The organism is Tessaracoccus rhinocerotis (assembly GCF_007197885.1).
Lineage (GTDB): Bacteria > Actinomycetota > Actinomycetes > Propionibacteriales > Propionibacteriaceae > Arachnia > Arachnia rhinocerotis.
This window is the reverse complement of the sequence record NZ_VKKG01000003.1, coordinates 123,641-144,794: the sequence shown is the minus strand read 5'-3', so window position 1 is coordinate 144,794 and position 21,154 is coordinate 123,641. Positions and strand designations below refer to the sequence as shown.

18 protein-coding genes are annotated in these 21,154 nt (G+C 71.1%); 13 read left to right on the top strand and 5 right to left on the bottom strand.

Going from position 1 to position 21,154, the window contains the following annotated elements:
- Positions 1-5: 5 nt before the first annotated feature.
- The 4 genes from FOJ82_RS08805 to FOJ82_RS08790 are packed head-to-tail and all read left to right on the top strand — an operon-like array spanning position 6 to position 4,905.
- The gene (locus FOJ82_RS08805; RefSeq protein WP_143938120.1) at positions 6-350 is read left to right on the top strand and encodes a TfoX/Sxy family protein; all 345 of its coding nucleotides are present in this window, start codon (positions 6-8) and stop codon (positions 348-350) included.
- A 40-nt stretch (positions 351-390) separates the two neighbouring features.
- Complete coding sequence (locus FOJ82_RS08800; RefSeq protein ID WP_143938119.1) at positions 391-771, top strand: MmcQ/YjbR family DNA-binding protein; 381 nt, start codon at positions 391-393, stop codon at positions 769-771.
- A gap of 40 nt (positions 772-811) precedes the next feature.
- Entirely contained in the window at positions 812-2,113 is a 1,302-nt protein-coding gene (locus tag FOJ82_RS08795; protein WP_143938118.1) for an MFS transporter, read from the top strand.
- Entirely contained in the window at positions 2,110-4,905 is a 2,796-nt protein-coding gene (locus tag FOJ82_RS08790) for a DUF2804 family protein (RefSeq protein WP_143938117.1), read from the top strand. Before FOJ82_RS08795 ends, FOJ82_RS08790 begins: the two co-directional genes overlap by 4 nt.
- Before the next feature lie 10 nt (positions 4,906-4,915).
- Here the strand turns inward: FOJ82_RS08790 and FOJ82_RS08785 are convergent, their stop codons facing one another.
- Complete coding sequence (locus tag FOJ82_RS08785) at positions 4,916-6,109, bottom strand: MFS transporter (RefSeq protein ID WP_221933082.1); 1,194 nt, start codon at positions 6,107-6,109, stop codon at positions 4,916-4,918.
- Between the two features lie 207 nt (positions 6,110-6,316).
- Between FOJ82_RS08785 and FOJ82_RS08780 the strand changes: the two genes are divergently transcribed.
- The 4 genes from FOJ82_RS08780 to FOJ82_RS08765 are packed head-to-tail and all read left to right on the top strand — an operon-like array spanning position 6,317 to position 9,951.
- Positions 6,317-7,258, top strand: a complete 942-nt coding sequence (locus tag FOJ82_RS08780) for an ABC transporter ATP-binding protein (protein ID WP_143938116.1) — start codon at positions 6,317-6,319, stop codon at positions 7,256-7,258.
- A gap of 11 nt (positions 7,259-7,269) precedes the next feature.
- On the top strand, positions 7,270-8,112 hold the full coding sequence (locus tag FOJ82_RS08775) for an ABC transporter permease (RefSeq protein ID WP_143938115.1): 843 nt from the start codon (positions 7,270-7,272) through the stop codon (positions 8,110-8,112).
- A gap of 10 nt (positions 8,113-8,122) precedes the next feature.
- Positions 8,123-9,349: a histidine kinase gene (locus tag FOJ82_RS08770; protein ID WP_143938114.1), complete on the top strand. Its 1,227-nt coding sequence runs from the start codon at positions 8,123-8,125 to the stop codon at positions 9,347-9,349.
- On the top strand, positions 9,346-9,951 hold the full coding sequence (locus FOJ82_RS08765) for a response regulator transcription factor (RefSeq protein ID WP_143938113.1): 606 nt from the start codon (positions 9,346-9,348) through the stop codon (positions 9,949-9,951). The genes FOJ82_RS08770 and FOJ82_RS08765 overlap by 4 nt, the downstream gene beginning before the upstream one ends.
- Before the next feature lie 16 nt (positions 9,952-9,967).
- On the opposite strand, the gene FOJ82_RS08760 is transcribed toward FOJ82_RS08765, so the two are convergent.
- Together FOJ82_RS08760 and FOJ82_RS08755 are read right to left on the bottom strand one after the other, a co-directional pair.
- Entirely contained in the window at positions 9,968-11,395 is a 1,428-nt protein-coding gene (locus tag FOJ82_RS08760) for a dihydrolipoyl dehydrogenase family protein (RefSeq protein WP_143938112.1), read from the bottom strand.
- Positions 11,396-11,469: 74 nt separating this feature from the next.
- Positions 11,470-12,384 (bottom strand): cation diffusion facilitator family transporter, encoded by a 915-nt coding sequence (locus tag FOJ82_RS08755; protein WP_143938111.1) that lies wholly within the window; start codon positions 12,382-12,384, stop codon positions 11,470-11,472.
- A 96-nt stretch (positions 12,385-12,480) separates the two neighbouring features.
- Here FOJ82_RS08755 and FOJ82_RS08750 point away from each other — a divergent pair, with 96 nt between their 5' ends.
- Entirely contained in the window at positions 12,481-14,400 is a 1,920-nt protein-coding gene (locus FOJ82_RS08750; protein WP_143938110.1) for an alpha-glucosidase, read from the top strand.
- On the opposite strand, the gene pdxT is transcribed toward FOJ82_RS08750, so the two are convergent.
- Together pdxT and pdxS are read right to left on the bottom strand one after the other, a co-directional pair.
- Entirely contained in the window at positions 14,378-15,019 is a 642-nt protein-coding gene (gene pdxT / locus FOJ82_RS08745) for a pyridoxal 5'-phosphate synthase glutaminase subunit PdxT (protein ID WP_143938109.1), read from the bottom strand. The two genes, FOJ82_RS08750 and pdxT, sit on opposite strands and share 23 nt — an antisense overlap.
- Positions 15,016-15,903 (bottom strand): pyridoxal 5'-phosphate synthase lyase subunit PdxS, encoded by an 888-nt coding sequence (pdxS, locus tag FOJ82_RS08740; RefSeq protein ID WP_143938108.1) that lies wholly within the window; start codon positions 15,901-15,903, stop codon positions 15,016-15,018. The genes pdxT and pdxS overlap by 4 nt, the downstream gene beginning before the upstream one ends.
- A gap of 100 nt (positions 15,904-16,003) precedes the next feature.
- Between pdxS and FOJ82_RS08735 the strand changes: the two genes are divergently transcribed.
- The 4 genes from FOJ82_RS08735 to FOJ82_RS08720 all read left to right on the top strand — a co-directional run bounded on the left by FOJ82_RS08735 (position 16,004) and on the right by FOJ82_RS08720 (position 21,040).
- Entirely contained in the window at positions 16,004-17,344 is a 1,341-nt protein-coding gene (locus tag FOJ82_RS08735; RefSeq protein WP_143938107.1) for an aminotransferase class I/II-fold pyridoxal phosphate-dependent enzyme, read from the top strand.
- Between the two features lie 96 nt (positions 17,345-17,440).
- On the top strand, positions 17,441-17,863 hold the full coding sequence (locus FOJ82_RS08730; RefSeq protein ID WP_143938106.1) for a MarR family winged helix-turn-helix transcriptional regulator: 423 nt from the start codon (positions 17,441-17,443) through the stop codon (positions 17,861-17,863).
- The gene (locus FOJ82_RS08725) at positions 17,860-19,926 is read left to right on the top strand and encodes an MDR family MFS transporter (RefSeq protein ID WP_221933081.1); all 2,067 of its coding nucleotides are present in this window, start codon (positions 17,860-17,862) and stop codon (positions 19,924-19,926) included. Before FOJ82_RS08730 ends, FOJ82_RS08725 begins: the two co-directional genes overlap by 4 nt.
- 316 nt (positions 19,927-20,242) lie before the next feature.
- Complete coding sequence (locus tag FOJ82_RS08720; RefSeq protein WP_143938345.1) at positions 20,243-21,040, top strand: deoxyribonuclease IV; 798 nt, start codon at positions 20,243-20,245, stop codon at positions 21,038-21,040.
- Positions 21,041-21,154 lie beyond the last annotated feature (114 nt).

Sequence of the window (21,154 nt, the reverse complement as noted above, 5' to 3'; positions counted from 1 at the left end):
GCCCCATGACCCCCATGCAGGAAGCCCTGGCCATCAGGATCCGCGATCACCTGGCCGACGAGCCCTCGGTCCGCGAGGTGTCCATGTTCGGCGGCAGGTCCTTCATGGTCAACGAGAAGCTGGCCGTGAGCGCCCTGAAGGACGGCGGTCTGCTCGTGCGGGTGGCCGCGGAGCAACACGACGAACTGCTGCGCCGCCCCGGCGCCCGCCAGGCCGAGATGGGGCCGGGACGCGAGATGGGTCCGGGTTGGATCGAGGTCTCGCCGGAGACGGTCGGCGACGACGAGCAGTTGGCCGACTGGGTCGCCGTCGCGCGCGCCCACAACCGGCGCGTCACCGCCAAGGCCTGATCGGTTCCTGACTGTCAGGCCCCCGTGGCAGGATTTCTCCGTGTCCCAGCCGAGAAGACCCGACGTCCCAGAGGAGTGGGTCCGCCGCACGGACGCGATCCTGAGCGCGTTCCCCCGGTGCGAGGAGGACCCGGCGTGGACCGGTGTCAGGTGGCGCGTGCAGGGTGCGACCGTCGCCCACATCTTCGGCGGGCACGACCAGCGCTTCCGCATCACGTTCCGTGCGCGCCCCGACGAGGCGGCGGCATTCGCGAACATGGGCGAGCCGTACTTCGTCGTGGGTGAGGACGCCGTGGGGCTGATGGTCGACGACGCCACCGACTGGGAGGAGCTCGCCGAACTCCTGCTGGACTCCTACTGCATCCAGGCCCCCCGCCTCCTGGCACTCCGGGCGGACCCGTCACTGGCCGACGAGGCCTGAGGGCGCCTGCCGCCCCGGGCCTTGCCACTAGGGTGTCGGCATGACTCAAGGCCGAGTGGGGCGTCGCCTCTGGTTCTGGGTGGCCGTCCTCGGGCTGACCGGGCAGCTCGCCTGGACCATCGAGAACATGTACCTCAACGTGTTCGTCCACGACACGATCACCGACAACCCGGCGGTGCTCGCCGCCCTGGTGGCCGCCAGCGCCCTCGCGGCCACCGTCGCGACGCTGCTGGCCGGGGCCTGGTCCGACCGCACGGGCCGCCGCCGCGAGTTCATCGCCGTCGGCTACGTGGCCTGGGGCCTCACCACCGCGGCGTTCGGGCTGGTGGACGTCGAGACGGCCGCCGCCCTGGCCCCGGGCGTCGACGCAGTGGTCCTGGCCGTCGTCGGCATCATCGTGCTCGACTGCGTGATGAGCGTGCTGGGTGCCACCGCGAACGACGCAGCCTTCAACGCCTGGGTCACCGACTCCACCGACGAGCACAACCGGGGCAAGGTCGACGGCGTGCTCGCGACCATGCCACTGCTGGCGATGCTGGTGGTGTTCGGTGCGCTCGACCCGCTCACCCAGGGCGGTCGCTGGCTGACCTTCTTCTCGATCATCGGTGGCGTGACGGCGCTCGTCGGGATGCTGGCCTGGTTCGGGTTGCGCGAGCCGGCCCGACCCCGACCCGGCGGGAGCTACCTGTCCTCGGTGCTGCACGGCCTGCGGCCCGCCACGATGCGCGCCAACCCCCAGTTGTACATCACGCTCGCGGCGTGGGCGGTGCTCGGCACCAGCACGCAGGTGTTCCTGCCGTTCCTGATCATCTACGTGCAGCGCTACCTGCGCATCGACGGCTACCCGATCGTGCTGGCGGTGACGCTGCTCACGGCGTCGGTGGTCAGCGTCGTCGGCGGGCGCGTGCTGGACAAGGCTGGCCCCCAGCGCGGGATCCTTCCGGTGGCGGCGCTGTACGCGGTGGGCCTGCTGCTGATGTTCCCGGCCCGCGGCATGGTGTCGGTGACGCTCGCCGGCACCGTGATGATGTCCGGGTTCATGCTCGGGGTGGCCGCCGTCTCCGCCACCGTGCGCAACCTGACGCCGCCCGACCGGGCCGGACAGGTCCAGGGCCTGCGGATGGTGTTCGCCATCCTCATCCCCATGGTGGTGGGCCCGTTCATCGGGGCGGCCGTGATCTCCGGCGCCGCCGAGACCTACGTCGACCTCGGCGTCGTGAAGCAGGTCCCGACGCCGTGGATCTTCCCTGCGGCGGCCGTCGTCGTCGCATTCATCGTCGTCCCCGCGTTCTTCCTGCGCCGCCACGAGGCGGCAACCACCCGAGAGGAGATTCCGGCATGATCACCCCCTGGGGCGAGTCCCTGGACCCCGAGAACGTGCTGCCCGAGTACCCGCGCCCGCAGCTGGCGCGCGATTCCCACCTCAACCTGAACGGCCGCTGGCAGCACGCGTTCACCGCCGCCGACGTCACCGCCGCACCGCAGCACTGGGACGGCGAGATCATCGTGCCGTTCTCCCCCGAGGCCCCGCTGTCCGGGGTCGGCCGGGTGCTGCAGCCCGACGAGGCGCTCTGGTACCGCCGGACCGTGCAGCTGCCCGAGGGGTTCCTGCGTGACCGGGTGCTGCTCCACTTCGGCGCCGTCGACCAGGACTGCGAGGTCCTGCTCGACGGAACCTCCGTCGGCTCGCACCGCGGCGGCTACCTGCCGTTCACGCTCGACGTCACCGACGCGCTGGCCGACGGTGACCCGCACGAGCTGGTGGTCCGGGTGCGCGACGTCACCGACACCTCGTTCCGTTCCAGGGGCAAGCAGACCCTGCAGCCGGGCGGCATCTGGTACACCCCCCAGTCAGGCATCTGGCAGAGCGTGTGGGCCGAGTCAGTACCGTCGCGGTGGGTCGAGCAGCTCGTCCTGACCCCGCACCTGGCAACCGGCGAGGTGGAGGTCACAGTCGTCGACGGCTCCGGTGCTCCCGGGATCGCCGAGGTGCTGGTCCGCGCCGCGGGCGCCGAAATCGCGCGCGAGGCGGTCGAACTCGGGGTCCCCACCCGGATCCGGCTCGGCGCCGCACCCCGACGGTGGAGCCCCGAGGACCCCTTCCTGCACGACGTGGAGGTCTCACTGGGCGCGGACCGCGTCACCAGCTACTTCGGGATGCGTTCCTTCGGCACCGGCCAGGACGCGCACGGCCGCACCCGGCTGCTGCTCAACGGCGAGCCGTACCTGCACGCCGGCCTGCTCGACCAGGGTTATTGGCCCGACGGGCTCTACACCGCGCCCTCGGACGAGGCGCTGGTGCACGACATCGCCACCATGAAGGACCTCGGGTTCAACATGCTGCGCAAGCACATCAAGATCGAGCCGCTGCGCTGGTACCACCACTGCGACCGGCTCGGGATGATCGTCTGGCAGGACATGGTCAACGGCGGGGACACCTACAAGCGGGCCGTGATCCAGGCGCCCGTGCTGCTGCCGTTCGGGCTCGACGACTCCCGCCACGCCCTGTTCGGGCGCGCCGACGAGGAGGGTCGCGCGGAGTACCTCTCCGAACTGGAGGCGACCGTGGAACTGCTGCGGTCGGTGCCCAGCCTCGCGGTCTGGGTGCCGTTCAACGAGGGCTGGGGGCAGTTCGACTCCCTGGCGGTGACCGCGCGCATCCGCCTGCTGGACCCGACCCGCGTCGTCGACCACGCCTCCGGCTGGCACGACCAGGCCGGCGGCGACCTGGCCAGCCGCCACGTCTACTTCCGCGGCTACAAGCTGTCCCCCAAGGACGCTCGGGACCCGCGCGCGGCGGCGCTGACCGAGTACGGCGGTTACTCGCTGCGGGTGCCCGGCCACACCTGGAGCGAGGACGAGTTCGGCTACCGCAAGTTCACGGACCCGGACGAGTTCGAACGGGCGTTCCTGCGGCTGCAGCACACCGACGTGGGGCCCGCGCTGGACGAGGGCCTGGCCGCCTTCGTCTACACCCAGCTGGCCGACGTCGAGCAGGAGACCAACGGGCTGCTCACCTACGACAGGCGCGTCACCAAGGTCGACGCCGACAGGGTCCGCAGCTCCAACGCCCGGCTGCGCCAGCGCCACGACGCCGCGGCCGGGGTCGCCGCGCCGGCACCAGTACCCGTGCCCGAGCGCGAACTCACCTCACCGGTGTCCCTGACGCTCCCCGACGGCCGGCTGAACCCGGAGGCCGTCGGCTGGACCCGCACGCCGCTGGTGAACACCGACGGCGTGGGCCGCGGCCTGCTCGGGAAGGGACGCAACAAGCGCTGGGAGTACTGGGCGGTCACCACGCCCACCCACGTCGTCGCGCTGGTCACCTCCGACATCGACTACGCCGCGGTCCACGGCATCTGGTGCCTGGACCGCCTCACGGGCAAGGCGATCTCGCACGACGCGATCGGCGTCCTGGGCCGCAGCGTGCAGCTGCCGGGCACCCTGGGGCAGGGCCCCGTGCGCACGTCGAGCGGCGCGGTGAGGATCGCCATCAACGAGGACTCGTCGGGCACCCGCCTGCGAGCCCGGGGGGACCGGGTCTCGTTCGACATCCATGCCGGCCGCCCCGAGGGGCACGAGTGCCTCGGCGTCGTGGTGCCATGGACCGACAAGCTCTTCCAGTACACGGTCAAGGACGTCGCGCGCCCCGCGAGCGGCACCATCACCGTCGACGGCGAGACCTTCGAGGTGCCCACGGGCGAGTCCTGGGCCACGCTCGACCACGGCCGCGGCCGTTGGCCCTACGACATCCGATGGAACTGGGGCGCCGGTTCGGGTCGCACCGACGGGAAGGTGATCGGCATCCAGGTGGGCGGGAAGTGGACCGACGGCACCGGCTCGGTCGAGAACTCGCTCCTGGTGGACGGGCGACTGTCGAAGATCAGCGAGGAGCTGGTCTGGGACTACAGCCCCGACGACTGGATGGCTCCGTGGAGCGTGAGCGGCGAGGCGGTCGAGCTGACGCTGCTGCCGTTCCACCTGAAGGAGTCCGTGACGGATCTGAAGGTCTTCGCCGCCAGGACCCACCAGTGCTTCGGCACCTGGTCGGGACGGGTCCGTGACGCCGACGGCACGTGGCACCGGGTGGAAGATGTGGTCGGCTGGGCCGAGGACGTCCACAACCGTTGGTGAACGGGCGCGCTCAGCCCTCCGAGACGGCGTCGGCGAGCAGGTCCGCGCCGGTCCGCTTTGGGCGCGCGTGCCGCAGCAGCGCGGCGGCCACGACGGCGAGCGCGGCAACCACCGCGGCGACGGCGAAGCCGCCGGCCGGGCCGTTCGCGTCGATCATGAACCCCGCGATGGCCGAGCCCACCGCTGCCCCGACGAGTTGGCCGGTGCCGATCCAGCCGTAGGCCTCGGCACTCTCGGAGAAGTCCGTGGAGTCGGAGACCATCGTGTACATCACGGCCAGGGCCGGCGCGATCCCGAACCCGAACACCACCATCGCCAGGCCGGTCCACCACACCCCGGAAACGTAGATGGCGAGGAACGTGCCGACGGCGACGACGGCCAGCCGGCGGGTCAGCGTCCAGTCCGTCAGCGGAAGGTGGCCGAGGGTGAGTCCGCCCGCGAGCGAGGCCACCGCGGCCAGCGCCAGCACGACGCCCGCCTGCAGGCCGCCCTCGCCGAACCGCGCGACGACGCCCACCTCCACCGCGGCGCCGGCACCGATGAGCAGCAGCCCGGTCACCGTGGCGAGCATCACGCCGGGCTTCAGCAGCACGGCACCCAGCCGCGTCTCGCTGCGCGCGATGCGGACCGTCCCGAGCTCCTTCGACGTGATGAACCAGGCGCCGCCGGCCAGCGTCACGGCCACGCACACCAGCAGCCCGACGACCGGTGAGATCTCCCGCGAGACCACGGTGATCACCAGCGGGCCCGCCACCCAGATGATCTCCTGCGCGGAGGCATCCAGGGAGAACAGTCGCGGCAGCTTCCCGACGTCCACGAGCCTGGGATAGATGGTGCGCACGGCCGGCTGCACCGGCGGGGAGCTCAGCCCCGTCAACAGGGCGAACACCACGAAACCCCACAACTGCATCGGGGCGAGCGCGACGACAGCCATCGAGCCGGCGCACAGCACCGTCGTCACCACCAGGACCCGGCGGGCGCCGAAGCGGCCCATCATGCGGCTGGTCACCGGACCCGCGAGCGCCTGACCCACCGACATCGCCGCCAGCACCACGCCGGCAGCGCCGTAGGACCCGAACACCGTCTCGATGTGGATGAGGATGCCGAGCGCCAACATGCCGGTGGGGAACCGGGCCACCAGTTGCGAGGCCATGACCCGGGCAACCCCGGGCGCGCGCAACAGGTTCAGGTAGGAGTCACTCACTCGCCACGCCTCCGACGGACACGATCTGCCGGGCCGAGTGCCCAGCCCGCCAAGCTTGCCAGAGACCCACCCGAGTTCCCGAACCGGGGCGGATGTGACAAACGTCACCGCACACCCGTGAGGGCCTCACCCCGACCGGTGACCACGCGCACTACTGGCGACGCCGATCCCGCGGGATGCTGGAAGCACAGCACCAAGGAGGACGAAATGACCAGCCTGATCGAAGCCCATGACGTACGCCGCACCTACGGCTCCGGCTCCAAGACCTACGACGCCGTCCGCGGCGTCGACCTGACCCTCGCCCGGGGCGAACTGCTCGCCGTCCTCGGAGTCAACGGCGCCGGCAAGACCTCCCTCGTCGAGGTGCTCGAGGGCATGGCGCCGGCCACCAGCGGCACCATCAAGGTGTTCGGCCACGACCCGCACGAGCAGCGCAGCAAGGTCCGGCCCCGCACCGGGATCATGCTGCAGGAGGCTGGCTTCTCCGGCGACCTGACCGTCACCGAGACCCTCCAGATGTGGTCCGGGACCCTGTCCTCGCCGCGCCCGATTCCCGAGGCCCTCGACATCGTGAACCTCGGCCACCGTGCCGACATCCGCGTCAAGTCCCTCTCCGGCGGCGAACGCCGCCGCCTCGATCTCGCCATGGCCACCCTCGGCCGGCCCGAGCTGCTGTTCCTGGACGAGCCCACCACCGGGCTCGACCCGGCCTCCCGCGAGGCAACCTGGGCCGTCGTGCAGGGGATGCTGGACCACGGCACCTCAGTGCTGCTGACCACCCATTACCTGGAGGAGGCGGAGCAGCTCGCCGACCGCCTCGTCATCATGGCCGAGGGCCAGATCGTGCGGGAGGGCACCGTCGCGCAGATCACGGCTGAGGAGCCGTCGCGGATCCAGTTCGACGCCGCGGCCCTCGCCCAGCTCCCGCTCGAGGACCTCGCCGGCCTGCCCGGCCTGACCCGGGTCCCGCAGACCGTGCGCAACGACGTCGTCCTCACCAGCAGCGACCTCCAGGCCACCCTCGGCGCCCTGCTCGGCATGGCCGACGCCGCGGGCGCCCGCCTCGACAACCTCGATGCCCGCTCCGGCTCGCTCGAGCAGGCCTTCCTGTCCCTGTCCAACACCCCCGTCCCGGCCGTCGCCGCCTGAAGGAGGACACCATGACCACCACCCTCGACTCCCGCTTCGCCCCCGCCACGAACCACCGCCCCACGGGCGCCCTGGCACGGGTGAGCGCCATCGCCCGCGCCGAGTCCCGGCTGCTGGGCCGCAACAAGGCCTCCTTCGCCACCGGCCTGCTGATGGGACCGATGATGGCCGGCATGTTCGTGCTCATCAATCTGGGCAACACCGAACTGCTCGGCGCCTCGTTCGCCGGCTACGTCGTCTGCATCGTGCTGACCTGGTCCGCGCTGATGACCGTCTACTACAACCTGACCTCGATCTTCGTCACCCGTCGCGAGGACCGGGTGTTCAAGCGGCTCTCCACCGGCGAGGCCACCCAGTGGGAGGCGCTCGTGGCCGGCGCCGTCCCGTCGGTGCTCATCATGGTGGCGCACCTCGTGCTCGGCGGCGCCGTGGCGATGCTCGCCTTCGGGGTGCCGGAGGTCACCAACCTGCTGCTGGTCCTGCTCGGCGTGCTGGGCACGATGGTGGTCTGCGTCGCGCTGGCCGCCGCGTCGACCGCGTTCACCAGCACGGTCGAGGCCGCCCAGTACTCCACCCTCCCGGTGTTCCTGGTGCTGGGCATGACCGCCGGCACGATGTTCCCGCTGGCCGGGCTCCCCGACGCCGTCCAGACCGTCGCCTCCCTCACCCCGATCAACGCCGCCGTCGAGCTGGTCAGCCTCGGCCTGAACGGCACCACCATGGCCGGCGAGGCCGCCGGCGGTTTCCTCGAGAGCTTCGGCGCCGCCGGGTTCCCGCTGCTGGTGCTCGCGGCCTGGTGCGCCGTCGGGATCCTGCTGGCCCGCCGGTACATGAAGTTCGAGCCGCGCCGCTAGGTTGAGTGGCATGACCAGGAGCCCGGCCGTCGAGGCACCCGCCAACGAGGCGGGTGCCTCGTCGCCGTACCGGAAGTTCGACACGTACACGATGGTCTCCCTCTACGTCGTGCCCGTGATGGCGCTGCCGCTGTCCGGCATCCTGCTCACGGAGGCCAGCGCGTACTCGTGGTGGACGTGGGCCCACCTGGCGGCCCTCGCCGTCGCGGCGGTCTCGTGCGCCTGGGTGCTCCGCTCGGCAGTGCGCAACAGGTTCCAGGGCACTCCCTGGCCCCGGGCGGCAGTCACGGTCTTCGTGGCGTCGTGCCTGCTCGCGGCCGGGTCCGGGGCGTTCGCGGCGCCACCCGGCGGCGACTCGGGCCTCGACATCCCGAGCAGCCTGCTGCTGCTGTCACTGGTGGTCCTCGGCTTCGGCTTCGCGCCGGCGATGCGCTGGGGCCACGTCGCCTGGTGCGCCAGCGCCATCGCCGCCGCCACCGTGCTGACGTGGCTCCTCCAGCACCCCGGCACCCTCGCGACGGGGCGTTGGTTCCCCGCGCTGTTCACCTCCTGGCTGGTGACCTACGGGATCCTGATGTCCGGGGCGCTGGCCTCGTGGACGCTGAAGCTGATGCACGAGCAGGCAGAACTCACCGTCGTCCGCTCGGAGTTGGCGGTGGCCGAGGAGCGGCTGCGGTTCTCCCGGGACCTGCACGACATCTTCGGCCGCACTCTCACCGCAGTCGCAGTGAAGGCGGACCTCGCGGCGGAGCTGGCCACCGCCGGGCAGGTGGAGCGTGCCACCTCCGAGATGCGGGAGGTCCACGACCTCGCCGACGAGGGCCTGAGGGAGGTCCGCGACGTAGTCGCCGGGTACCGCGCCGTCGACCTGGGCGCCGAGCTGAAGGGGGCCCGCGCGATGCTCTCGGCTGCTGGGATCCGCGTGCGGCTGATCGGGGACGGCGAGGGCATCGGATCCCGCGCCGCCGAAGCCTTGGCCTGGACCGTACGCGAGGGGGCCACGAACGTCGTCCACCACTCCGACGCGCGCAACTGCACCATCACGCTGACCACCGACGACGGCGCGGCGCAGGTCAGGATCACCAACGACGGCGTCACCCGGTCCACCCCACGCCCCGGCGGCGGCGGGTTGGACGGCCTGCGGGGCAGGCTGCGCAAGCTCGGCGGCACGGTCGAGACGTCCCTGGAGCGCGACACCTTCACACTCACCGTCCGGGTCCCCGAGGAGTCCGCATGATCCGCATCCTGCTCGCCGACGACGAGACGCTCGTCCGCGACGCGCTGGCCACGATGCTGTCCCTCCAGCCGGACATCGACGTGGTGGCCCAGGCCGCCTCCGGCGACGAGGCCGTCGTAGGCATCGCACACCACCGCCCGGACGTGGCGGTGCTGGACCTGCAGATGCCCGGCCTCGACGGGATCGAGGTCACCGAGGCGGTCGCCGCGTCGTCGCCCGGGACCCGGTGCCTGATCGTGACCTCGCACGGCCGCCCCGGCTACCTGAAACGAGCCCTCGCCGCCGGGGCGCGAGGGTTCCTGCCCAAGACGACGCCCGCGCGGGTGCTCGCCGACGTCATCCGCCAGGTCCACGCCGGCCAGCGCTACGTCGACCCCGAACTGTCCGCGGCCGCCATCTCCGCGGGCGACTCACCCCTGACACCCCGCGAGGCCGACGTCCTGGAACTCGCCGACGGCGGCGCCCCGGTGGAGGAGATCGCAGCCCGCGTCCACCTCTCCCCCGGCACCGTGCGCAACTACCTCAGTTCGGCTGTGGCGAAGCTGGGCGTGGCGAACCGCCACGAGGCCGTGCGGACCGCTCGCAGCAACGGCTGGATCTGAACGCGCGGCGTCGCCCTCAGTCTGACCGCGGCCGACCGTGCGCCTCCAGCAGGCGCAGCCAGATCTCGCTCATCGTCGGGTACGCGGGCACTGCGTGCCAGAGCCGCTCCAGCGGCACCTCCCCCACGACGGCGATGGTCGCGGCGTGCAACAGCTCGGCCACGTCGGGTCCCACGAACGTGGCGCCGACGACGACGGACCTGTCCTCGTCCACCACCAGGCAGGCGTGGCCCTCGTAGCCGTCCCGGTGCAGACCGGCGCCCGCGACGTCACCCAGTTCGAACTCGGCGACCGAGACGTTCAGCCCCTGCTCCCGCGCCGCAGCCGAGGAGAGCCCGACCGAGGCCACCTGCGGGTCGCTGAAGACCACCTGCGGCACGGCCCGGTGGTCGGCCGTGGCCACGTGCAGGCCCCAGGGCGCGTCGTCCACGACCCCGCCGGCCGCGCGCGCCGCGATCACGTCGCCGGCGGCCCGGGCCTGGTACTTGCCCTGGTGGGTGAGCAGGACGCGGCCGTTGACGTCGCCGACGGCGTAGAGCCAGTCGGAGCCCACCACGCGCATGGTGTCGTCCACCTCCGGGTACTCGTCCTCGGCGAGGCCCACCGCCGCCAAGCCAAGGCCGCCGGTGCGGGGGCGTCGACCCGTCGCCACCAGCACCTCGGCAGCGACGACGCGTCGCCCGTCGTCGGTCTCCACCGTGACCGCGCCGTCGTCCCTGGTCACCCGCCGGGCGGAGGCGTCCAGCAGCACCTCGACGCCGCGCTCCCGCAGCCGCGCCACCACGGCCTCCCCGGCGAACGGCTCCATCGATCCCAGCAGGCCGCTGCGCGCGACGACGGTGACCCCCGCGCCCAGGTCCGCGAACGCCGTCGCCAGCTCGCACGCCACCACCCCGCCTCCGATGACCACCAGGCTGTCGGGCACCGCCTCGGCGCTGGTGGCGTCCTTGCTGGTCCACGGCCGCGCCTCCCGCAGGCCCTCGATCCCGGGCACCAGCGGCTCGGTGCCGGTGCACACGGCCACGGCGTGCCGGGCCCGCAGCACCTGCTGGCCCCCGCCGTCGGTGTCGACGGTGACCTCCCGCTCGCCCGTGATCCGGCCGGTCCCACGCACCAGCACCAGGCCGGCACCCTCCAGCCACTCCACCTGCCCGGAGTCGTCCCATCCCGAGGCGAACGAGTCGCGTCGGCGCAGGACCGCGTCGACGTCGAGGGCCCCGGAGACCGCCGCCGCGGTGCCGGCGACGCCCTCGGCCGCGCGCAGCGCCTCGCCGGGCCTGAGCAGCGCCTTCGAGGGCATGCACGCCCAGTAGGAGCAGTCACCGCCCACCAGGCCGTTCTCCACCACCGCCACGCTCAGCCCGCCACGGGCGGCGCGGTCGGCCACGTTCTCGCCGGTCGAGCCGGCGCCGATGACCACGAGGTCGAACTGTGTCTTGTCCATGCCTCCATCCTCACCCGGGAGGCCACGCAATGTGCGGGGTCGGCGGGATCGCCCGGTCCGGATCGGGACGGGGCTCAGGAGTGCGCGTGCGGTTCGTGGTCCGCGTGGTCGCGGCGCTCGAACTGGAACGTCGAGTGCTCGACGCTGACGTCGAAGTGCTCCGCCACGCAGGTCTGGAGGTCGCGCAGGATGCGGGGCGCGTGGTCCTGCCGGAAGCACTCGTCCTCGAGCACGACGTGGGCGCTCAGCACGGGCAGGCCGGTGGTGATCTCGGAGGCGTGCAGGTCGTGCACGTCGACGACGTGCGGCACCTCGAGGATGTGGCGGCGAACGTCCTCGAGGTCGAGCCCCGCAGGGGTGGACTCGAGCAGGATCGAGGCGGACTGCCTCAGGATCAGCAGTGCCCGGGGGAGGATGAGGAGGCTGATCAGCATGCCGGCGACCGCGTCGGCGCGGGTCCAACCGGTGGTGGCGATGACGACGGCGCTGATGATCACGGCCACCGAGCCCAGTGCGTCGTTCACCACCTCCAGGAAGGCGGCACGCATGTTGAGGTTGAGGCCGCGGCCCCCTGCGAGCACGGCCAGCGAGACCAGGTTCCCGACCAGACCGACGATGCCGAACACGAGCAGGCCACCCGGGACGATCTCCGCCGGTTCGAAGAGGCGACGCACACCCTCCACGAGGGCGTAGAGACCCACACCGAACAGGACCAGCGCCTGCAACCCCGCTGCCAGCACCTCGGCGCGACGCCAGCCCCAGGTCCGTTCCGACGAGGCCGGGCGCACCGCCAGCGAGGCTGCGATGAGGGCCATCAGCAGGCCACCGGCGTCGGTGAGCATGTGCCCCGCGTCCACGAGGAGCGCGAGGCTGCCGGTCCAGACGGCGCCGACGACCTCCGCGACGAGGATCGTCGCGGTGATGGCGAAGGCGATCGCGAGGCGCCTGCGCGGGGTGTTCGCACCCCCGTGGGTGTGGTCGTGGCTCATCGCGGCCGATCCTAGCCCGGCGCATTCTCCGCCCGCCAAGCAGGTTTCCCCGCCACCGCGGGCGCGTCGTGCCACGATTGGCTCAGGAGGTCCTGGATGCACCCACTCACCGAACGCTCCCAGGTCAGGGACGTGCTGAAGCGCCCGTTGGGACGCGACGTGATAGACAAGTTGCTGCTGCAACTCGGCCGCTCCTCGAAGTGGGTCACCAACCCGTTGGTGTCCCGGATGCGGCTCGACCAGTTGGAGGCGATTGCGCGCCCGGTGGTGGGCGACGGATTCGTCAGCACGCTGCTGGAGCTTCTCAACGAGCTCCCCGATCCCAACCCGATCACCCATGGCGAACCCACCCCGACGTGGTGGAAGCAGGCGGTGTTCTACCAGGTCTACCCGCGCTCGTTCGCGGACTCCGACGACGACGGCATGGGCGACGTCCGCGGCATCATCAACCACCTGGACCACATCGCCGACCTCGGAGTCGACTGCCTGTGGCTCTCGCCCATCTTCGCCTCGCCCGATCTGGACAACGGCTACGACATCTCCGACTACCGGGCGGTGATGCCGGAGATGGGGACGCTCGACGACGTGGACGAGCTGATCCGCGGTTGCCACGAGCGCGGCATGCGGCTGATCCTCGACCTGGTGGTCAACCACACCTCCGACGAGCACGAGTGGTTCCGCGAGGCCCGCCAGGACCCGGACGGCAAGTACGGGCAGTACTACTTCTTGCGCGGGGGCGACCCGCCGCCGGCCGATCCGCCGAACAACTGGACGAGCTTCTTCTCCGGGCCGGCCTGGCGCTGGCTGGAGGACGCCGAGCGCTGGGCGCTGCACCTGTTCGCCAACGGCCAGCTGGACCTCAACTGGGACAACCCCGAGGTCCGCGACGAGGTGGCCGACATCGTCCAGTGGTGGCTGGCCCGCGGCATCGACGGCTTCCGGCTCGACGTCATCAACTACATCTCCAAGCGCGAGGGGCTCCCCGACGGGAACGAGTTCGTCGGCCAGCTGATGGAGTTCCGCGGCGTCGAGCACTACTTCCACGGGCCGCACCTGCACGAGTACCTCGCAGAACTGCGGCGCAACGGCTTCACCCGCCGTGACGTCCCGCCGGACTCGGTGGGGCCCGGGCGCGACGCCGTCGCCGTGATGATCGGTGAGACCCCCGGGATCGGCATCGAAGTGGGGCGGCTCCTCACCGCCGAGGACCGGGGCGAGATGGACCTGATCTTCAACTTCGACGTCTTGGAGCCGGCCGGCAGGACCCGCTGGCACGACTACCGCTACCCCCTCAGCCACCTGAAGAGCCATCTGGTGGAGTACCAGTCGCGGCTCGGCTCCACCGACTGGATGAGCCTGTTCGTGGAGAACCACGACAACCCGCGCATGATCTCGAAGGTGGAACCGGACCCGCAGTACCGCACGGCCGTCGGCAAGGCCATCGCCGCCATCCAACTGCTCAGCCGGGGGACGCCGTTCATCTACCAGGGACAGGAGATCGCCGCCGTCAACCAGGACTTCCCCGACGCGCTGGCCCTGCGCGACGTCGAGTCCGTCAACCGGCTCGCGGAGGCGGAGGTGCTGGGACGCGACGGGCTGGTCGAGGTGATGGCCGGCTCCCGCGACCACGCCCGCACCCCGATGCGCTGGGACAACACTCCCAATTACGGCTTCACCGGCGGCGAGCCCTGGATCGGGTTCCACGAGGACTCGACGGGCTTCACCGTGGCGGAGCAGGAGGCGGACCCCGAGTCCGTGTTGAACTTCTATCGCGGCCTGATCCGGATGCGGCGCCGCCACAAGGCCCTGACGATGGGTTCGGTGCGGTTCGTCGAGCCCGACCGGCCCGACTGGTTCGGCTGGTACCGCGAGTACGTCGACCCTGACACGGGTGAGCGCGACCGGTGGTTCATCCAGGTCAACCTCACCCGGCACCGGGTGCTGCCGCCCACCTCGGCCCCGGGCCCGCTGCGTCTCCTGGCGCCGTACGAGGTCAGGATCCTGCAGCAGGACTGAGCGCCGCCCGCGCGGAACCGGCCGCCGCGGGACGCCCCGTCACCGTCTCGAGGAAACGCTGGTGGAAACGCCGGTCCCCGGTGAGCTCGGGGTGGAACGCGGTGCCCAGCAGGTTGCCCTGCTCGACGGCGACGACGCGGCCGTCCGGCAGCGTCGCCAGGGCGCTGACCCCAGGGCCGAGGTTCTCGACCACGGGAGCACGGATGAACGCGACGGACGCCGTCGGCGGTTGGAGCGCCGGCACGGCCAGCTCGGTCTCGAAGGACTCGCCCTGCCGACCGAAGGCGTTGCGGCGCACGGTGACGTCGAGGCCTCCCAGCGTGAGCTGGCCCTCGATCCCGTTCGCGAGCCTGTCCGCCAACAGCACCAGTCCGGCGCAGGTTCCGAACACGGGCAGACCACCGGAGATCGCCGCCCGCAGGGGTGCGCGCAGCCCGAAAGTGCGGGTCAGTTTGTCAATGACGCTCGACTCCCCACCCGGCAGGACCAACGCGTCGACACCCGCAAGCTCCGACTCGCGCCGCACGAGAGAGACGTCGGCCCCCAGCGCGGTGAGGGCCGCGGCGTGCTCACGGACGTCGCCCTGCAGCGCCAGGATCCCGACGCGGGGGCGGGTCACCAGCCGCGCTCGGCCAGGCGGTGGGGTGCCGGCAGGTCGGTGACGTTGATGCCGACCATGGCCTCGCCCAGCCCGCGTGAGACCTCGGCGATGACGGCCGGGTCGTCGTGGAACGTGGTGGCCTTCACGATTGCGGCGGCGCGCCGGGAAGGGTCCCCGCTCTTGAAGATCCCGGACCCGACGAAGACGCCGTCGGCACCCAACTGCATCATCATCGCCGCGTCGGCGGGCGTGGCCACCCCGCCGGCGGTGAACAGGACGACGGGCAGCTTGCCGGTCTCGGCAACCTCGGCGACCAGGTCGTAGGGCGCCTGCAGGTCCTTGGCCGCGACGTAGAGCTCGTCGCGGGTCATCGAGCGCAGGGCGTTGACCTGGGACGTGATGCGCCGGATGTGCTTGGTGGCCTCGGAGACGTCGCCGGTGCCGGCCTCTCCCTTCGAGCGGATCATCGCCGCGCCCTCGTTGATGCGGCGCAGCGCCTCGCCGAGGTCGGTGGCCCCGCACACGAACGGAACGGTGAAGGCGTGCTTGTCGATGTGGTTGACGAAGTCCGCCGGCGAGAGCACCTCGGACTCGTCTATGTAGTCCACCCCAAGCTCCTGCAACACCTGCGCCTCGACGAAGTGGCCGATCCGGGCCTTGGCCATCACCGGGATCGAGACGGCCGCCACGATCCCGTCGATCATGTCCGGGTCGCTCATCCGGGACACGCCGCCCTGGGCGCGGATGTCGGCGGGCACGCGTTCCAGCGCCATCACTGCGACGGCACCGGCGTCCTCGGCGATCCGCGCCTGCTCCGGGGTGACGACGTCCATGATGACGCCGCCCTTCAGCATCTCGGCCAGCCCGCGCTTGACCCTGCCGGTTCCTGTGGTGGTGTGCATGAGAACTCCAAACTCTTTGACCTAGGCCAAAAGGTAGCACGGCCTGTGTCGTTTGACGGACGATCATCGTGGCGTCCCACCCAGCGGTACGCTCGGGCCCGTGGACAAGCACGTACCGGCAATCACCGGGGGCACGGCGGCGGAGATCGCCGACAGCGTGCGCGCCCTGGTGGAGCGCGACGAACTGCGGCCCGGTGACGCGCTGCCGCCGGTGCGCACCCTCGCCGAGCAACTCGGCGTCAACCGCAACACCGCCGTCGCCGCCTACCGACGACTCGCCCGCTCCGGCGCCGTGGTGGCGCAGGGACGCGCCGGAACCCGCGTCGCCGAACACTCGTCCGTGGCGCAGGAGGGCTATGCCGAGGCGGGTCCGCTGCGCGATCTGGGCAACGGCAACCCGGCGCCCGAGCTGATCCCGGCCCTCGGACCGGTCCTCGAGGCGGCTGCCGGCAGGCCCGTGCTCTACGGCGAACCGGTGATCGACCCCGAGTTCGAGGTCTGGGCGCGGGACTGGATTGCCCCCGACATCCCGGAGGAACAGGACGGCTGGCGCCTCACCCTGACCAGCGGCGCCGTCGACGCGGTCGAGCGCCTGCTCTCCCAGGCCCTGATGCGTGACGACGCCGTGGCCCTCGAGGACCCGTGCTTCCTCTCCAGCATCCAGACCGTCCGGCTCGGCGGGTACCGCCCCGTCGCCGTTCCGGTCGACGAGGAGGGCATGACTGTTGAGGGCCTGCGGGCGGCCCTGGACGACGGCGCCCGAGCCGTGGTCCACACCCCCCGCGCCCAGAACCCGACGGGCGCCTCGCTCACGGCGGAACGCGCGGCCGCACTGCGCGAGGTGCTTGCCGACCACCCCTACGTGCTCGTGATCGAGGACGACTACTTCTCGCTGCTGTCGCGGCGACGGTTCCACTCCCTGATCGGGCCCGGGCACCGTCGCTGGGCGCTGGTGCGCTCCGTGTCGAAGTTCGTCGGCCCGGACATGTGCCTGGCGGTGACGGCCACGGACCCGGGCACCGCCGACAGGCTGGCGATGCGGCTCAGCCCCGGAACCACCTGGGTCAGCCACCTGCTGCAGCGGATCACGCACGCACTCCTGCACGACGAGGACACGCGGGAGCTCCTCGAGCGGGCGGGGGCCCACTACGCGGAGCGCAACCTCGACGTCGCCCGGCGCCTCAGCGCTGCCGGACTTCCCGTGACCGCCGGCGACGGCCTGAACCTGTGGCTGCCGGTGGCCGCCCCCGCCCGCGTCGTCGCCGAGCGGCTGATGCGGCGCGGCTGGCTGGTTCGCACCGGCGACGAGTTCCGCCTCGCCGACGACGGCGTCGCCTCCCGGCACCTGCGCCTGACGGTGCACGACCTGACCGCCGTCGAGGTCGACGCCCTCGTGGCGGACCTGGCCGCCGTCGTCGCCGCCGCGCCTCGGACGTCCTGAAACGACCGAACTGTTCACCCGTCCAAGGTCACGGAACGACACCCAGCGGTTTGGTTGCGAGTTGCAACCATCTCCCATCGAACATATGCTTGCGAAATGCAACTTTCTGAGGAACTGGCGCGCCTGTTCGCCAACCTGGGCCCCGCCTTCGCCCGCCTCGGCGACGACGGCCTCCGCAACGCGGACTACCTCGTGCTGGCCTGGTTGGACAACCGGATGGCCCTCGACGGCGTCCGCCTGAGCGATCTCGCCGAGGCCCGGGGCTACGACATCTCCACCATGAGCCGCCGCGTCGCCCACCTCGTCGGCGCCGGCCTGGTCGAGCGCCAGCCCGACCCCGACGACGGACGCGCCCAACTCCTCGTCATCACGCGCGCCGGCCGCGCCCTCGTCGCGCAGGGTCGCACCCGCCGCGTCAGCCTCATCACCGAGACGCTCGACGACTGGTCCGAGGAGGACAAGGACCAGCTCGCACGTCTCCTCTCCCGCCTCAACCAGAACCTGGAGCTCTCCCTGTGACCGCCGTCAGCACCCAGGAACCGGCACCGTACGCGCTCAGCCCCGGAGACCGTCGGGTCTTCCTCGGTCTCCTGATCGGGATGTTCGTCTCCTCGATCAGCCAGACCATCGTGGGCCCGGGCATGCCCCGGATCGTCGCCGACCTCGGCGGCATGGAGCACTACTCCTGGGTGGCGACGGCGGCGATGCTGGTCAGCGCCGTGAGCGTCCCGATCGTCGGAAAGCTGTCCGACCTGTACGGTCGCCGCTCGTTCTACATGGGCGGCCTCGTGGTGTTCATGATCGGGTCGGTCGTGTGCGGGTTGTCCGTCGACTTCTGGATGCTCGTGCTCGGCCGCTGCATCCAGGGCCTCGGCATGGGCACGCTGATGCCGCTGTCGCAGACGATCATCGGCGACATCATCCCTGCCCGGCAGCGCGGCAAGTACCAGAGCTACATGGGTGCGGTCTTCGGCGTCACCTCCGTCGCCGGGCCCCTTGCGGGCGGCGCGATCACCGACCTGCTCGGCTGGCGCTGGCTGTTCTTCACCCCGCTGCCCCTGGGCATCATCGCCCTGGTCGTGATCACCCGCTTCCTGCACATCCCGCACGAGCGCCGTGAGGCGAAGATCGATTACCTGGGCATCGCCATCCTCGCCCCGACGCTGGTGGCGATCCTGCTCGCCACCTCGTTCGGCGGCGTCACCTACCCGTGGCTCTCCGCGGAGGTACTCGGCCTGTTCGGGATCGGCCTGGTCGGGCTGGTGGCGTTCATCCTCGTCGAGCTGCGCGCCAGCGAGCCGGTGCTGCCGCTGCGCCTGTTCCGCAACTCCATCTTCACCTTCTCCAACATCGCGGCATTCGCCATCGCCATGGTGATGTTCGGCTCCGTCATCTACATCCCGGTCTTCGCGCAGGGAGTCATGGGTGTCAGCGCCACCGAGTCCGGCCTGATCCTGCTCCCGCTGATGCTGGGCATGATCGGGCTCGGCATCGTCGCCGGCGTGCTCGTGACGAAATGGGGCCGGTACAAGGAGATCATGCTGCTCGGCGTCCTGGTCATGATGGCCGGAATCGGGCTGCTGCTGCGCCTCGACGTCGAATCCAGCAGGCTCCAGCTCACCCTCGCGATGGCTGTGTTCGGCACCGGACTCGGCTTGGCGATGCAGCTGTACACGCTCGTCGTGCAGAACGCCGTGTCCCGGCGCGACCTCGGCGTCGGCACCGCGTCGATCCAGTTCTTCCGCAACGTCGGCTCCACCGTCGGCATCGCCATCTTCGGCTCGATCATGACCGGTGGACTCGCCGCCGCCATCCTCACCCACCTCCCCAACGAGATCGCCGAGCAGATGGGAAGCCGGCTCGACCACATCGACGCCGGCTCCGTCCTCGACCCCGAGGCCATGGCGGCCCTGCCTCCGGAGGTGCTCGACGCCGTCCGCATGGCCCTGGCCGACCAGCTGCACATCGTGTTCCTGGCCTGCCTGCCGATCCTCGCCGTCGCCTTCGTCGCCACCATCTTGATCAAGGCACAGCCGCTCGCCGACACGGTCAACACCGCCGACGAGGCGCGCATCGAGCTGCTGGACACCCTCGGGCAGTCCGCCATGAGCGACGAGGTGGTTCCCGGACTCGGCACCCACGACGAGGGCGTGCGCACCCGCGAGCGGATCCTCGGCATCCACCTCGATCTGCTGCTGCGCGAGAGCCAGCGGCCCGAGCGCGCCCTCCTGCGACAGGCGATCACCGACATCGGCAAGGGGGACCTGGCTGCCGGGCAGGCAATCCTCGCCCAGACCGCTACGATGCTGGCCTCCGACGACGCCCGCGAGATCGTGGCCGCCGAGAAGTTCGCCGCGGCGCTGGCCCGGGCCTCCGCCCAGAAGGGTGGCGTCATCAGCGACGACCTCCGCAAGGAGATCGCCGTCCGCGTGGCCGCGAACAAGGACCGCTCCGAGGTGCTGGGCTCATTCGAGCCCTCCGTGACGGAGGACTACGTGGCCGTGGACGTCAACCAGCTCCGCTACGCCACCAACGACCTCTCGACGGTCCTCCTGCTCGACCTGGCCGCCACCCGCAAGTAGCCGCCGGGTTCGAGCGCCCCGCCGGTCGAGTAGGTCGCCCCGCGACCGTGTCGAGACCCCACCCACCCCGCCGGTCGAGCAGGTCGCCCCGCGACCGTGTCGAGACCCCACCCCACCCCGCCGGTCGAGTAGGTCGCACCGCGACCGTGTCGAGACCCCACCCCACCCCGCCGGTCGAGTAGGTCGCCCCGCGACCGTGTCGAGACCCCACCAGCCGTTGCACCAACAGTGTGTTGGTTTGCCAACGCTCTGGCGTCGGCGAACCGACGAAACGGTGGCGAACGCAGGGAGCGCCGCAAGTAGGGTGGTGCGCATGATGCAGTTCGGAGGACACGTACGCCGCGAGAACCCCATCGTCGAGTCGGCCGCGAGGGGTGCGGACATCGCCCAGATCTTCCTGGGCGACCCGCAGAGCTGGAAGAAGCCCACGTCGGACTACGACGGCGGCGCCGCGGCACTCCGGGCTGACGCGGAGGAGGCGGGGATCGGGCTCTACGTCCACTCGCCGTACGTGATCAACGTCGCATCCACGAACAACCGGATCCGGATCCCGTCGCGCAAGATCCTGCAACAGGCGGTGACCGAGGCGGCCGTCGCCGGCGCGCGCGGCGTCGTCGTCCACGGGGGCCACGTGACCGCGAACGATGACCCGGAGGCCGGCTACACCAACTGGCGGAAGGCGGTCGACGGGCTGAAGCTCGACGTCCCGATCTTCATCGAGAACACCGCAGGTGGCGCGAACGCCATGGCTCGAACGTTGGAGGCGATCGGTCGCACTTGGGACGCCATCGCCGGTTCGGACAACATCGACATGGTGGGCTTCTGCCTGGACACCTGCCACGCCCACGCCGCCGGCCTGGACCTGGAGACCATCGTCGACGACATCCGCGCCATCACCGGCCGCATCGACCTGGTCCACTGCAACGACTCCCGCGACGACGCCGGCTCCGGCGCCGACCGCCACGCCAACCTGGGCCACGGGAAGATCGACCCGCAACTGCTCCTCCACGTCGTCCGGGAGGCGGGGGCGAACGTGATCCTCGAGACCCCCGGCGACTCGGGCGAGCACACCGCCGAGATCACATGGTTGAAGGAGTCACTCAAGGCCGGCTGATTCGGCTGGCAGACGCTCGGTGGAGCGGACAGCACCGGAGACGGAGCCGTCCGCTCCAACCATTTCCAGCACCTTGTGCACCCACAGCACCCCCGACGGCGTTATCCCGGGAGA

Excerpts from the sequence above, each read along its gene's own strand:
- pdxS (WP_143938108.1), bottom strand. The coding sequence starts at position 15,903 with ATGCACACCACCACAGGAACCGGCAGGGTCAAGCGCGGGCTGGCCGAG.
- FOJ82_RS08750 (WP_143938110.1), top strand. The coding sequence starts at position 12,481 with ATGCACCCACTCACCGAACGCTCCCAGGTCAGGGACGTGCTGAAGCGC.
- FOJ82_RS08795 (WP_143938118.1), top strand. The coding sequence starts at position 812 with ATGACTCAAGGCCGAGTGGGGCGTCGCCTCTGGTTCTGGGTGGCCGTC.
- FOJ82_RS08780 (WP_143938116.1), top strand. The coding sequence starts at position 6,317 with ATGACCAGCCTGATCGAAGCCCATGACGTACGCCGCACCTACGGCTCC.
- FOJ82_RS08730 (WP_143938106.1), top strand. The coding sequence starts at position 17,441 with ATGCAACTTTCTGAGGAACTGGCGCGCCTGTTCGCCAACCTGGGCCCC.
- FOJ82_RS08770 (WP_143938114.1), top strand. The coding sequence starts at position 8,123 with ATGACCAGGAGCCCGGCCGTCGAGGCACCCGCCAACGAGGCGGGTGCC.
- FOJ82_RS08805 (WP_143938120.1), top strand. The coding sequence starts at position 6 with ATGACCCCCATGCAGGAAGCCCTGGCCATCAGGATCCGCGATCACCTG.
- FOJ82_RS08720 (WP_143938345.1), top strand. The coding sequence starts at position 20,243 with ATGCAGTTCGGAGGACACGTACGCCGCGAGAACCCCATCGTCGAGTCG.
- FOJ82_RS08765 (WP_143938113.1), top strand. The coding sequence starts at position 9,346 with ATGATCCGCATCCTGCTCGCCGACGACGAGACGCTCGTCCGCGACGCG.
- FOJ82_RS08790 (WP_143938117.1), top strand. The coding sequence starts at position 2,110 with ATGATCACCCCCTGGGGCGAGTCCCTGGACCCCGAGAACGTGCTGCCC.
- FOJ82_RS08755 (WP_143938111.1), bottom strand. The coding sequence starts at position 12,384 with ATGAGCCACGACCACACCCACGGGGGTGCGAACACCCCGCGCAGGCGC.
- FOJ82_RS08775 (WP_143938115.1), top strand. The coding sequence starts at position 7,270 with ATGACCACCACCCTCGACTCCCGCTTCGCCCCCGCCACGAACCACCGC.
- FOJ82_RS08760 (WP_143938112.1), bottom strand. The coding sequence starts at position 11,395 with ATGGACAAGACACAGTTCGACCTCGTGGTCATCGGCGCCGGCTCGACC.